Annotated in this window: 10 protein-coding genes and 1 pseudogene; all 11 read left to right on the plus strand. The window is 32.7% G+C overall.

All coding sequences use genetic code 11. From position 1 onward, the window contains the following. The first annotated feature begins 14 nt into the window (after positions 1 to 14). Entirely contained in the window at positions 15 to 584 is a 570-nt protein-coding gene (locus IGM13_RS02345; protein WP_002358581.1) for an MptD family putative ECF transporter S component, read from the plus strand. Between the two features lie 109 nt (positions 585 to 693). Then, the gene (locus IGM13_RS02350) at positions 694 to 2,448 is read left to right on the plus strand and encodes an ABC transporter ATP-binding protein (RefSeq protein ID WP_002358583.1); all 1,755 of its coding nucleotides are present in this window, start codon (positions 694 to 696) and stop codon (positions 2,446 to 2,448) included. Continuing rightward, on the plus strand, positions 2,432 to 4,174 hold the full coding sequence (locus IGM13_RS02355) for an ABC transporter ATP-binding protein (RefSeq protein ID WP_002358584.1): 1,743 nt from the start codon (positions 2,432 to 2,434) through the stop codon (positions 4,172 to 4,174). Before IGM13_RS02350 ends, IGM13_RS02355 begins: the two co-directional genes overlap by 17 nt. A 522-nt stretch (positions 4,175 to 4,696) precedes the next feature. Further along, on the plus strand, positions 4,697 to 4,966 hold the full coding sequence (rpsN, locus tag IGM13_RS02360; protein WP_002297316.1) for a 30S ribosomal protein S14: 270 nt from the start codon (positions 4,697 to 4,699) through the stop codon (positions 4,964 to 4,966). A 14-nt stretch (positions 4,967 to 4,980) separates the two neighbouring features. Continuing rightward, positions 4,981 to 5,160, plus strand: coding sequence for a 50S ribosomal protein L32 (gene rpmF, locus IGM13_RS02365; protein WP_002297318.1), 180 nt, complete (start codon positions 4,981 to 4,983; stop codon positions 5,158 to 5,160). A 31-nt stretch (positions 5,161 to 5,191) separates the two neighbouring features. After that, positions 5,192 to 5,569, plus strand: coding sequence for a hypothetical protein (locus tag IGM13_RS02370; RefSeq protein WP_002358585.1), 378 nt, complete (start codon positions 5,192 to 5,194; stop codon positions 5,567 to 5,569). A 20-nt stretch (positions 5,570 to 5,589) separates the two neighbouring features. After that, positions 5,590 to 5,739, plus strand: coding sequence for a 50S ribosomal protein L33 (rpmG, locus tag IGM13_RS02375; RefSeq protein ID WP_002358586.1), 150 nt, complete (start codon positions 5,590 to 5,592; stop codon positions 5,737 to 5,739). A 23-nt stretch (positions 5,740 to 5,762) separates the two neighbouring features. Further along, positions 5,763 to 5,918: pseudogene (locus tag IGM13_RS02380) on the plus strand (GTP-binding protein); the annotation flags it as partial. 347 nt (positions 5,919 to 6,265) lie between these two features. Beyond that, on the plus strand, positions 6,266 to 7,816 hold the full coding sequence (locus IGM13_RS02385) for a polysaccharide deacetylase family protein (protein WP_002382901.1): 1,551 nt from the start codon (positions 6,266 to 6,268) through the stop codon (positions 7,814 to 7,816). 364 nt (positions 7,817 to 8,180) lie between these two features. Next, positions 8,181 to 12,191, plus strand: coding sequence for a GA-like domain-containing protein (locus IGM13_RS02390; RefSeq protein WP_002404367.1), 4,011 nt, complete (start codon positions 8,181 to 8,183; stop codon positions 12,189 to 12,191). 803 nt (positions 12,192 to 12,994) lie between these two features. Beyond that, positions 12,995 to 13,399, plus strand: coding sequence for a DUF7006 family protein (locus IGM13_RS02395; RefSeq protein WP_002358592.1), 405 nt, complete (start codon positions 12,995 to 12,997; stop codon positions 13,397 to 13,399). Positions 13,400 to 13,690 lie beyond the last annotated feature (291 nt).

The following is a 13,690-nucleotide window of genomic DNA, read 5'->3' on the forward strand; positions in this document are numbered from 1 at the left end:
TGAGGAAAATATATATGAAAACAAAAGATTATATTTTTATTGGTTTAGCTACAGTTATTTCCCTAGTAATTTACTTTTTTTCAATAATGGTTAGTAGTATTGGTGGGGCGTTTGGTCACAGCATATCCCCAGGGATTTTTGGATTATTATCTGGAATCATATTTGTTTATATTAGCTATAACTACCCTAGAAAAGGAATTTTTACTATTTACACAATTGTTTTATTGTTATTTTTTACGTTAATGGGCGGGGCGTACTTACCTTGGTTTATCAGTTCGATTAGTATGGCGATCTTAGCTGATATTATTCTATATGTATTTGGATATGATCGAGCAATTCCTCAAGTTGTGTCTTGGGTTCTAATGCAACTAGGCAGTGCTGCCGGACAGTGGATTCCCATATGGTTCTTTACAGATCGTTTTCGTCAAGACTGGATAGATAGAGGACAATCTGCTGCAACAATGGATGCAATGATCCACTACGCGGTGGGTATATGGGGAATTATTTCAGTGTTAGTTGTAGCAAGTTTATCTATGATTGGTGTATTGATTGGAAGAAAAGTCTTAAAAAAATACAAAAAATAGAACGTAGTTTACCTTCTATCTGTTTGTACATCTCTAATTTACGCCATTACGGAAAGCATTAACAGTTGTAAACGAATAAGAGAAAAAATTGAATGCGGGGGAGGAAAAAATGAAAGTATACAAAAAATTATTTAGTTATGTCCCTAAAATGAAATACTACGGATGGTTAGCCACTTTATTTTCTGATTTTTCTGTCGTATTAACAGTCTATGGATATTACAGTATTTACAAATTTCTTCAGTCTCTAATTATTGTAGGAGATGAATATTTAGCTAAGAGTTATGCGGTTCAAACTGTTGCTTGGTTAACTTTAGGAGCTTTATTTTATATTTTTTCTGGCTTATTTTCTCATATCCTTGGGTTTCGCTTAGAGACTAATTTGAGAAAAAAGGGAATTAGCGGTTTAACAAAAGCAAGTTTTCGTTTTTTTGATTTAAATTCTTCGGGATATATTCGAAAGACAATTGATGACAACGCGGCTAAAACACATATGGCAATTGCTCACTTGATTCCAGATAGTGCTCAAGCCATAGTAACACCTGTTTTATCAGTTGCCTTAGGCTTTTTCATTAACTTTAAAATTGGATTGGTTCTAATCGCCATGTTAGTAATTGGTGTATTCTTGTTAAAGAAAATGACAGGGAATACAAATTTTATTCAAAAATATCAAGAATCGTTAGATGTGTTAAGCTCTGAAACGGTAGAATATATCCGCGGAATTCAAGTTATAAAGATATTTGGTGCTAAAGTAACATCATTTAAAGCCTTGAATAAAGCAATTAACGATTATGCTAAGTTTGCATATAAGTATTCTTTGAGTGGGAAAACACCTTTTGTTCTTTTTCAATGGCTATTTTTTGGCATAGTTTGCATTTTGATAGTTCCTATAACCTTTTTTATAACTTCTCTTACCACTCCCAAGATATTAGCTGTTGACTTGTTGATGTTGTTTTTTTTAAGTGGAATTATTTTTGTTTCTTTCATGAGAATAATGTATGTAAGTATGCACTTGTTTGAAGCAAGATATGCAGTCGAAACACTAGACTCCCTTTATTTAGAAATGAAGCAAGACCAACTAAAATATGGGAACGAGACACAGATTAAAAATTGTGACATTGCATTTGAAAATGTCAGCTTTTCATACAAAGAAGAGTGTGTTTTAGAAAATTTCAACTTAGTTTTAGAACAAAAAAGAATTTATGCATTAGTAGGAAAATCAGGAAGCGGAAAGAGTACGATAGCTAAACTAATTTCAGGTTTCTACAATGTGGATAAGGGACAGATTAAAATTGGTGGTAAGCCTTTAAATCACTATTCAAAAGACACAATTATTAATACAATTGCTTTTGTCTTTCAAGATACGAAACTATTCAATCAGAGTATTTACGATAACGTTTCTATAGCAAATCCTCAAGCGCCAGCAAGTAAAGTATTTGACGCGCTAAGATTAGCCGGTTGCGAATCGATTTTAAAAAAATTTCCCGAAAGAGAGCATACCTTAATTGGTAGTAAAGGAGTTTATCTGTCAGGAGGAGAAAAACAACGTATAGCTATTGCCAGAGCAATTTTAAAAGATGCAAAGATTGTTATTATGGATGAAGCTAGTGCATCTATTGATCCAGATAATGAGTATGAACTACAAAAGGCTTTTCAATATTTGATGAAAGAAAAAACAGTTATTATGATAGCTCATCGATTATCCAGCATTAAATCTGTAGATGAAATTCTTGTCTTGTCAGAAGGAAAAATAGTAGAACGTGGAAATCATAATGAATTAATGGCTAAACATCGAGTGTATAAACAATTGGTCACTAATTATGAGAATGCAAATGATTGGAGGCTTGACAATGAAAAATTTTTATAAAAAAAAATTTGCTTTAACTGATCAGGGCGCAGAAGCTTTAACTAAAGCTTCTATTTCTAGTTTTTTTGTATACTGCATTAATATGGTACCAGCATTCATTATAATGATGCTGATAGACGAATTAGTTTTAGAAAATGCAAAGCCCCGTTGGCTTTATTTTGCAGTATCGTTTGTTACTTTGCTTTTCATGTATTGGTTGTTAGATAGGGAGTATGAAAACTTATATAATAGTACTTATAAAGAAAGTGCGCATTTAAGAGTGCAAATTGCAGACGATTTGTCAAATTTACCATTATCCTATTTTTCAAAACATAATTTATCAGATTTATCTCAAACTATCATGTCTGACGTTGAAGGTATTGAGCATGCGATGAGTCATGCAATACCTAAATCCGGCGGTATGGCTCTGTTTTTCCCTTTTATTTCAGTGATGCTTTTGGTTGGTAATGTCAAAATGGGATTAGCTGTTATTTTGCCAACGTTATTTAGTTTTGTCTTAATCTTGTTATCAAAGAAATCCCAAACGAAAGCCAATACTAAATATTACGATACTTTGAGAGAAAACTCGGAAGAATTTCAAGAAACTATTGAACTGCAGCAAGAGATTAATAGCTTTAATCTATCTAAAAAAGTTCAAGACAGACTTTTCAAAAAAATGGAAGAGAGTGAAAGGATTCATTTAAAGGTAGAATTAAGTACTTTTTCAGTCATGGCCTTATCCTCTATTTTCTCATATGTTAGTTTAGCAGTAGTCATTCTAGTAGGTGTTCACTTACTGTTAACGGGTGAAGTGACTATACTCTACGTCGTTGGTTACTTACTAGCCGCAATAAAAATAAAGGATTCCTTCGATTCTATGAAAGAAGCAGTGCTTGAAATATTTTATTTAGCTCCTAAAATACAGCGAATTAGAGCTATGAAGGAAACCAGTATCCAAGAGGGATCAGATAGTCCTCTGAAATCTTTTGACGTTGAGTTGCGAGATGTCTCTTTCTCATATGATAACAATACCCCAATTTTAGATCATATCTCTTTTACGGCTAAACAAGGAGAAGTGACTGCGTTAGTAGGTGCTAGTGGTTCCGGGAAAACTAGTATCTTGAAATTAGTGTCTAGACTGTATGATTATGATGAAGGCTGTATTTTAATTGATGGGTATGATATTAAACGTGTATCTCCAGCTTCTTTGTTTAGCAAAATCGCTATTGTTTTTCAAGAGGTAACTTTGTTTAATACAAGTATTTTGGAAAATATACGTATTGGAAATAGTCAAGCGTCAGATGAGGAAGTGAAAAAAGCAGCTCGTTTAGCTAACTGCGAAGACTTTATTGAAAAACTACCTGACGGTTATCATACATTGGTCGGAGAAAACGGAAGTTCACTTTCTGGAGGAGAGCGACAACGCTTATCCATAGCACGGGCTTTTTTGAAAAATGCGCCAATTTTAATTTTAGATGAAATTACTGCCAGTTTAGATGCGGAAAATGAAAAACGTATTCAGGAAAGTTTAAATCGTTTAATACAAGATAAGACAGTACTAATTATATCGCATCGCTTGAAGTCTATTGAAAAGGTAAATAAAATTGTAGTGATGGATCAAGGAAAAGTAGTTGATCAAGGTACTCATAGTGAGTTGTATCGAAGGTCAGAAATATACAAAAATCTCATAAAGAAAACTAAACTATCTGAGAAATTCGTCTATGAAAAAGAAGCTCAATCACGATGATGAAATAGGCTTTAAATTAACCTACAATTTTTGGGATATAGTTATAATTCTTTTTCAAAAAGAATAATTTTATTAAACAGCATCTAATTTTGAATACACGAAAGAATCAGTATGATTGAATTAGTTCACTTAATGTCTATTCTTATAATATAAGGAATAATCAAAGTTTTAAAAAATTGGCGATAAACCAGTTAAACATAAAAGGTTGAATAAAAAGTTATAGTTTCTTTCATATTGCCGTTTTAAGTAGAGGAAAAGCTACTTAAAACGGTATTTGTGTTTGATTGGACTAATAAAAGTGAATTCTTATTTTTCAGAGCTTAAACTGCATATTCTTTTAAATGATTTGATTATCTCTATGTACCGATAAATTCGTTTTCAAATAGTTATCTATTCATATGAGTTTTATTTCATGTTATTTATTGTTGACAAGAGCAACTCTTGTTGGTAAAGTATCAGCGTCAAAACGTAACGTTTACGATTTGAGATGTCTAAATCAAAATAAAAGGAGTATAAAGGTATATGGCAAAAAAGTCGAAAATTGCTAAAGCAAAGAAACAAATGGCGATGATTGAAAAGTATGCAGATAAACGTCAGGAATTAAAAGCCGCAGGAGATCGCACCGCTCTCGCTAAATTGCCAAGAGATTCAAATCCGAATCGTCTGAGGCTTCGTGATCAGACGGATGGTCGTCCAAGAGGGTATATGCGAAAGTTCGGTATGTCCCGTATTAAGTTTAGAGAACTTGCCCATCAAGGGTTGATTCCTGGAGTAAAAAAAGCAAGTTGGTAAGAGGAGGAAATATCATGGCAGTGCCAGCAAGAAAAACATCTAAGGCGAAGAAACGGTTAAGAAGAACTCATCAAACTGTAGTAAAACCAGAAATTTCATTTGACGAAGCGAATGGTGATTATAGACGTAGCCATCATGTATCTTTAAAAGGTTACTATAATGGAAAGAAAGTAATTAAAGGAGCTTCAAAATAGTTTAATATATAACTTTTAGGAGGGAACCCAAATGGAAATTATTTACCCACCTTTAGTTGAAGAAGGATTAAAGTATTATCTTGAAACGACCCAACAATCGCTAGATAAAAGTACTTTTTATCGTTCGATGGTAGAGAGAGGAATTATTACTGAAACGGGTTTACCGACCCAACAGGCAATTGAAAATGGATTAGTCAAAGACTATTACGAGGACCAAGGGTTATCATTTGATGATTTTTTAAGAATCTATCCAATTTTTGAAGAGTATGACGAGGAGTTATTTCAATGTATCGATGGTTATTGGGAGATACCTGTTGATATGAAAGAAAATTTAGCTTCACAATTGGAATCTGGCGAGTTAACTTTTGAAGATGCACAACAGATTCAAGCGTATCTTGAAGATCGATAAGTATTGAAGGAGGAAAATTTATGCGTCAAAATATTATTTTAGAATGTGTCGAAACTGGAGAACGTCTGTATCTCACTAGCAAAAATAAACGGAATAACCCTGAACGGATAGAATTAAAAAAGTATTCTCCAAAATTGCGCAGACGGGCAATTTTCAAAGAAGTGAAATAGGCAAGTGGTAAAAAGGAGACAAAATGGGCATACCAGTTACAATCGTTTCTGGGTTTTTAGGGGCTGGAAAAACAACGCTGATCAATCAAGCCTTGCAAGTCTCACCCCATCCCAGGGAAGAAATTATTATAATTGTAAATGAGTTTGGTGAAGTTGGAATTGATCACAAATTAAAGGTATTAAAGTAGTATATTTAATCAAATAGAACAAGATTGGATAATAGTTTATATTTTTAATCCTAGACCATTATTGGTGATTCAAAGACTGCAACCATAGTGATTAACCTATCGAAGGGTACAATTCCAAAAACTAAAATCAAAACTAGTGATTCTAATGATATCAAAATTGAGTTTAACATTAAGTAGCCACAATATCTAAAATGGTGAGGAATTAGCGATAATTACTACGCCAAAAGAAAAAGAATAATAGAGAAAACTTTCTTGTAAAAATTATCTATAAATTATTTTTTATTACAATTGCGCTGTTTCATTTTACTTTATGATGATAAAAGGAAGGATAAAGTCATATGTCTGATAAAAATATCTATGCACGTCGTAGTCAACGTCACAAACAAGAACCTGATATCTGTGAAAATGCAAATCAATTGAATGAAGCTGTAAAGCCCAAAACCGGAAACGAAAACAAACAACCAAAAATACCGAAGAAAAAATCTAATTATAGCAAGTATATATTCGCATTGTTTACCGCACTTATTCTAGTAATTGTCGCTACTGGCGGCTATATTGTTTATACATTAAAACAGCAAGAAGTAGAAGCTCAAGCCAAATATGAAACTGCTGTAAAAAATCTCATGGCTTCAATCCAAGAAGAGCAAGACCAAAGTGGAATTTCAACGAAAATAGATACTATAAATGACGGAGAAAATAAGTGCCTTATTTACCGTCCAGTTTATGAAAGTACTGTTCCTTTTAAAAATGCAAACCAGCTCTTAGACGAGCTTGCTCAAAAGCAACAAAAGAAGCATCGTGAAAAAGAAGTGCTTACAGTTGCCAGAATAAAAGCAACAGCAATATCTTCTAAAATTGGTCAGTATAGAATTGAAGCAGATAGTTTTATCTGGGATCGCAGTAAGGAAAATTTTAAAAAGCCAGACAGTATTTCTGAGAAAGCCATTTATGTTTCCGAAAAAACTGGTAAAGAAATCACAAATAAGGATTTGATTCCGGATGAAGGAAGTCTCTTAGGTATTCAACAGGTGATTCAGCAATCCATTCTTGATCACGCCAAAGAGCCTAAAAAAATAATTGATGCTGTATTAACGATGGATAGAATTTCTTACGAGAGTAAAATGACTTATACACCTGATGAATTGACCATCGACCTACCAAAGAACACAACTGGAACTACTAAAGTTATTCTAAAATACAGAGACATTGCGCCTTTTATTGATACAGATCTGGTTTCGCAAGAAAGTATAAAAGATGCGTTACCTGCATTAGATGAAAATAAAAAGTATGTCGCTCTTACTTTTGATGATGGACCCAATAATAGCTCAACACTTGATTTGTTGAATATACTAAAAACAAACAACGTGAAGGCTACTTTTTTCATGTTAGGACAGATGGTGGATCAAAACCCAGATGTTGCAAAACAAGTCCACGACGAGGGTCATGAGGTAGCATGTCACTCGTATTCTCATCCACAGTTGAATACACTTTCGACAGATGAATTACAAAGTGAAATGAATAAAGCTAATAAAGCAATTTTTAAGGCTACGGGCGTCTTGCCTCGCAATATCCGTCCTCCTTATGGCGCTATTGATAAAAAAAGTGCTGAAACAATTGGCATGCCAATTATTCAATGGAATATTGATTCGCTAGATTGGAAAACAAGAAATCCTGAAGCAATCAATAATGTTGTCAAACAGAATGTCTTTAATGGCGCAATCATCTTAATCCACGATATCCATCATGAATCAGTCAAAGCTGTATCAGGATTGATCACTATGTTAAAAAATGAAGGATACGAATTTGTGACGATCGATCAACTATTGTCAGGAAAACAAAAACCATTGCATCAATATTTTGGTATGAATGATGAACGGTTAGTAGACTGACTGTTATTAAATTGCTAGGTACGTGAAGAAGTTATATTTGTAGTTTCTCTCTCAGAAAAAAAGTTAAGCAAAACAAATGGATAAAGAGTATCAAGAATGCTAATCCTTATTAGTTAAAGTTCTATCTGGAAAAAGCAAAAGTATTTGAGACACAACACGCAGCCTATAGAGATTCAAGTGATCTGTGTAAAGAATTAAAATAAAAAACGAACGTTCATGTTGAAATTAGAAATTAAATGTTTTATCATACTAATAGTATAAATTATCTGTAATGGATAATTATTTTTTATAGATTGAATAAAATGTTCGTTCATTTTATTGTTTTGTTACTTAAATAGTTTTGGAATTTTAAGGAGGAGAAAAAATGTTTTTTACTGGTAAAGAAAGGAATTTGAAATTTGCTATTAAGAAGAAACACGGTGGCGGTGGTGCAGCATCAGTAATTATCGGATGTATTATTTTCGGAAGTATTGCGTTTGGTGGGACAACATTAGCTTACGCTGATGAAGTGCATAATAGTATAAATCAGGATATACAAGATTCTGGTAGTACAATTATTGGAGAAAATGATTCTTCTACCAAATCAGCTGAGTATAAAATGATTCATGAAATTGATGGAACTAAAATTAGTAACGGTGAAAATAGTAAAGAAACAACTACAAGTTCAGGAACTATACTGGCTGAAGAAGCAATAGAAAGTTCAAATCAAAAAAATTCAAAGACAAGTGAAGTCGAACAGGATCTTCATAAAGATGTATCAGGATCTGAATCAGTAAAACAAGTAGAAACTTCTGATTCTATAAAAAAATCTGAAGAATCAGCTGTTAAAACATTAAATCTGGATGATTCACAAGAGAATACTAATTCAATAACTACCAAGGCAGAAAATGATGCGCTATCTACAGTTAATGATGAAAAAGTATTAAATGAAAGTGATAGTATTATCAAATCAATTCCTTCGGAAACAGAGAATGTCGATAATAATAGTAAAAGTGATAATAGGGACTTAGTAGAAAACTCAGTGGAAACTACTAAGGAAATAATGAAAGAGGCTGATAAAACTGAAATAGCTAAAAGGAATGACAATATCTCTGTATTGAATGCTGGAACTGAATCATTTAATGATAGTGATAAAATAAGAAGATCTAAAAGAGATAATGAATCTCCTGTTCCAAGTTTGAGTATTCAAATGCCAGTCACAAAAGAGATTTACGAAAATGATAGTACTATTAAAGGAAAGTCTGAACCAGGAGTAACGATAAAAATTTATAAAAATGGTATTGAACTGGGGTCTATTAAAGCAGACGATGATGGAAATTTTGAATATCCTCTAGAATCACAAGCTATCAAAAGTGATAACTACTCTTTCGTTGCGGAAAAAGATGGAGCGAAAAGTATAGAGAGCTCTGTAAATGTAGTAGAAAATAAAGAAATAGTAGGTAATCAACGAGATGCGTATACTCCATATGGGTTTGGTATATATAATCGAGGTTTAGTTACTACTGATGATGGAAAGAAACATTATACAGTTGATATGGAGGGGAATTTAGCATCTGAAGCGTACTTTGATCTTGCAGGCGGAACAATGTACTATTCAATTGATGAAAAATTTGCACCATATGTTGAAAAAATAGTTCTAGATGGTAAAACAATTATTTCTAAAAATCCGTATGAATTGCCCAATAAAACCAATATTTGGTCTTCTGGTATTCTTAGTACAGATAAAAGAGGAGGATTGGTTCGTGCTGCTTTAGTGGGTCGTACTAACGGAACAATAGATATTTATTTTAAAGATGATACTCCTCAAGAAGTTCTCAATAGTGAAATACCTTTCCAAGTTTGGGCTAGATTTAAAGAGAAAAAAGAGGGAGTAAAAAATGATCTAATTTCTGATTTTGATCTAAATATTTTACTTCAAAACAATAAATTAATATTAAGTAAAGATACCTTTTTCAAAGATGAAGATATTGTCAATAATAATGGTCCTAAAATTAGTTCTAATTTTAACTATACCAATAATACTATTGATATTAATTATGGAGTAAATACTGGTAATTATGGCTTAACGATAGGGAAACGTAGTCCTTATAACTTGCATATTAATACAGGGAAAGAATTAAGTGATTTAGTTGATACGATAAAGATTGACAATAAAAATTATGAGTTCGAAAAACTTCCTGATGGTTCGTTAGTGATTAAAGATATATACAAAAAGGGAATTTTAGGTGGAGCATTACTTAACCGCCAAGAGATTACAATCAGTTTAGGATTAATAGCGAAAAAAAATCTGGGCGATCTCATTGATTTCAAACAAGAATTATTAAAACTTGATGTATCTATTAGAGATAATACAACCTTTAAGCTAGTAAAAGGAGAAGCTACAGAAGCTATCCGTAAAATAGATTCCTCATTCGATACATTTAAACAGGAATTAACGAAATGGATTGAAAAAAGAGATAGTAATCCACAGGAACCTATAACTATTAATTCTGGAGACAATACTTCTATAGTGGATCCTAAAGAGATGGTTGAATTTGCAGTAAAAAATCCAACCACAGAAAATATTAATAAAGCACGTAGTTTGGTTTCTAAAATGTGGCTTTGGGACAAAAACAAATATAATCCAGTTCTTAATGCTGCTGAAGAAGTAAACAGATATCTTTCAACTACGTTAAATGGTTCATCAAATGATGATGGCTTGATATTAAATAATACTCATGCGGCAACTTTCGTTAAATTAATTGATACGGATAAAGATGGGATACTTGATAGATACGAAGCAAACATGGGAATTGGAACCAACTACACAAATGCTGATTCTGATGGTGATGGAAAAAGTGACGGATTTGAAATTTTTAATGATACTGATCCTTTGGTGAGTCCGTACGATTGGTTTGATAAAAATGGAGAAAAAATAAAAATAGTAACAACCGATACTGATACGATAAGTGGAAGAATAGGAAATAACAACTATGATACTGAAAATGTCTACCCTAGAACTGTTCAATTAATAAAGGTTACTGATAACGGAGAAAATCTGATTTCTGAAATTAGTTCTTCTGAAGATAGAAAAGGGACTTTTGAATTTACTGGATTGAGTGGTAAATTAAGCAAGGGAGATAGACTCGTTGTTAAAATTATTACTAATGAAGTACAAAGAGAAATTGATCGACAAAGAAATGTTGTTCAAGTTGGTTATGATAATCCAGAGGTATCTGAAGAAGTAATTGTTCAGGGCGCACAAGTAACAGTCTCTTTTGACTTTAATTATAATCAAACTGATCCTGACTTTGACCGTCAACCAGTTACTCAAGTAGTAGAATTAGAAAAAGGTTCAAGGCTTTTAAATAGTTATTTTACTCCAGAACGAAAAGGCTATAAATTTATTGGATGGAATACTGATAAACTTGGAGTAGGACAAACTGTCAATGATGGTTCTAGTTTTAATGAAGATATAACGGTATTTGCTCAATGGGAAAAAGAACCTAACCTAGCTGGAGAAGTACATGCTCCACAAGGTCCTATTGAAGAAGGTAAAAGTATTGTTCTAAATAATGTAGTACAGTCCAATAAATCAGGGTCTGTAATTGTAACTGGAGAACTTCCAAAAGGGCTCTTTGGGTTATCTATAAATGAAACAGGTAATCTAATTGGTACTCCACTTATCAATGACTGGATTGATGGAGAAAATAGTCGGGAAGTAAAGATTCCAGTTACAATTAGTAATGGTGACGAAAAGGTTATGGTGGAAGTTCCATTAACGATCCTGCATGATACTCGAGCGGCAGACGCAGTAAAAGCAGCAGAAGACGCAGGCAAAGCTGGAGCAGATAAGAAAGCCGAAGTGGAAACCGACGGTTTAGTGACTCCAGAGGAAAAAGCGGCAGTGGATGGCTTGAATGACACGACTACCGCGAAGAAAGAAGACGCAAGCAAGTTAGTGGATGCCTTGCCAGAAGGACCAGTAAAAGATAGCTTGAAAGATCGCTTAGATAAAGTGACAACCTCTGAAGTAACAGTGAATGATGCAGATAGCAATGGCAAAGCGGACGATGTAGATTTAGCTGAAAAAGCAGCGGCAGACGCAGTAAAAGCAGCAGAAGACGCAGGCAAAGCTGGAGCAGATAAGAAAGCCGAAGTGGAAACCGACGGTTTAGTGACTCCAGAGGAAAAAGCGGCAGTGGATGGCTTGTTAGAAATAAAACAGTCTTCATTTATGCCGTTTGAAAATTTATTTTCGACTACAAATGATTACTCACAGTTTCCTAAAACTGGTGAAAAATCTGATTCTATTTTAACCATTTATGGAGGTTTATTATTCTTAAGTAGTATAGGATTATTAGGAATAAAAAAAAGAAAAAATAATACGAATTAAGTTTGTTTGTATTCTTCTTTAAGAAAGGATAGGTGTATAAATTTTATCAATAAAAAGCTGACTATTTGTCAAATAGAGTTGATAGAATGATAATAAAAGATCATCTAAGGTAGGATTTCTCTTTTCTACTTTAGATGACTTTTTGTTTAAATATCAGATAAATTTTGATTGGACCTGTAGTTGAATATAGATCTGTCGTAGTTACAGAAGGTAAATCGCATACTTTTCAATTCTAGAGGGGAAGTCTTGTTGAGTATTAGCTATTAAGCATCATAGCCCAGTTTTGAATTGCCTAACCACTTCGCTTGTAATTCTTTCATGCGTAAACAAAGTAGTTTTAGGAGTACATTCTCATTAGTTAAGTTGAGTAGCATTATCTAATGCAAAAAGGTTTGGCTTTTAGCTCATAATAATCTTTACTAAGTCTCCTCCTTTCTTCGAGTATTATTTCATTTGTGTATAAATTGCATCTTTTTCTTCTTCTAGTTTCATGATTAACAACTAAAAATTTTTTTAGAAGGACACAAGATAATACATTTATGCTGTAATAGATAAAGAGGATAATTATGTTTAATCAAAAGGAAGAGAAGCAGTTCAAATATGCAATCAAAAAGAAAAAGGGGGCGGTAGAGCATTTTTTTGTATTATCGGAGTAGTATTGTAAGAAAACTAAAGATTAAAAATAGCAAACGGAAATTATTTCCATTTTCTTATTTTTGCAAAAAATGAATGTTCATGTGTATGAAAGTAACCAATAAATTTATCTTTTCTCGAAGGAAGTTTATTTTTAATAATTTGAGAGGGTGATTATATTGTGTTTTGAAAATAAAGGGTATTTTTTTGAAATCTCAGACATTGCTGAATTTGTTAAAGTAGAAAGAAGGAAGCAACGCGGCTCAGCTACATTAAATACTTATGACTATATTTTGATTAATATTGTAAAACAATTGTGTAAGCAGCAAAAAAAATTGATTTACTTAATAAACTCAAAGAATTTCAAGACTATATTAAGCAATTTAATTGAAGTGGATGCCAAAATTTCTGATTATCTTTTTTTCTTGATTAATTGTAGATTTGAAACTGATAAAGAAGTAATAGAGTGTGTAGAAAGTGTAGAAAAAGATGCTCTTAGAGACTACTATTGTGGGTTAAATTTCAGCGATAACATAAATAACTATAAATTAATAGTTCATACAACTAAATATTAATTTTTTTTAGAACCATGTTAAAGGACTATGTGATATTTACAATTCCATCTCGTATGTGCTAACCTTTTATCGTTAAAGCTATTTCGTTTATGTGTAGAAACGTGAGTTTTTGTTTCGTACGTTACACGAACGAAAATGATTAAAGTCAATAATGAAAATGGGACGAGAATGGGACAATACTCAGAAAAAAATCTGATTATTGCCCCATTTTTTTGATTTCAAAGTACACAAAAAGCACTCATTCCTGTAAGATTAAAGTGACGAAACCCAATCAGAAAGGAAGCGAGTGCT

This window comes from Enterococcus sp. DIV0561, from assembly GCF_050539875.1.
Taxonomy (GTDB): Bacteria; Bacillota; Bacilli; order Lactobacillales; family Enterococcaceae; genus Enterococcus; species Enterococcus faecalis.

Coding starts and splice junctions, on each gene's coding strand:
- IGM13_RS02345 (WP_002358581.1), top strand. CDS start 15: ATGAAAACAAAAGATTATATTTTTATTGGTTTAGCTACAGTTATTTCC.
- IGM13_RS02350 (WP_002358583.1), top strand. CDS start 694: ATGAAAGTATACAAAAAATTATTTAGTTATGTCCCTAAAATGAAATAC.
- rpmG (WP_002358586.1), top strand. CDS start 5,590: ATGCGTCAAAATATTATTTTAGAATGTGTCGAAACTGGAGAACGTCTG.
- IGM13_RS02390 (WP_002404367.1), top strand. CDS start 8,181: ATGTTTTTTACTGGTAAAGAAAGGAATTTGAAATTTGCTATTAAGAAG.
- rpmF (WP_002297318.1), top strand. CDS start 4,981: ATGGCAGTGCCAGCAAGAAAAACATCTAAGGCGAAGAAACGGTTAAGA.
- IGM13_RS02385 (WP_002382901.1), top strand. CDS start 6,266: ATGTCTGATAAAAATATCTATGCACGTCGTAGTCAACGTCACAAACAA.
- rpsN (WP_002297316.1), top strand. CDS start 4,697: ATGGCAAAAAAGTCGAAAATTGCTAAAGCAAAGAAACAAATGGCGATG.
- IGM13_RS02355 (WP_002358584.1), top strand. CDS start 2,432: ATGAAAAATTTTTATAAAAAAAAATTTGCTTTAACTGATCAGGGCGCA.
- IGM13_RS02370 (WP_002358585.1), top strand. CDS start 5,192: ATGGAAATTATTTACCCACCTTTAGTTGAAGAAGGATTAAAGTATTAT.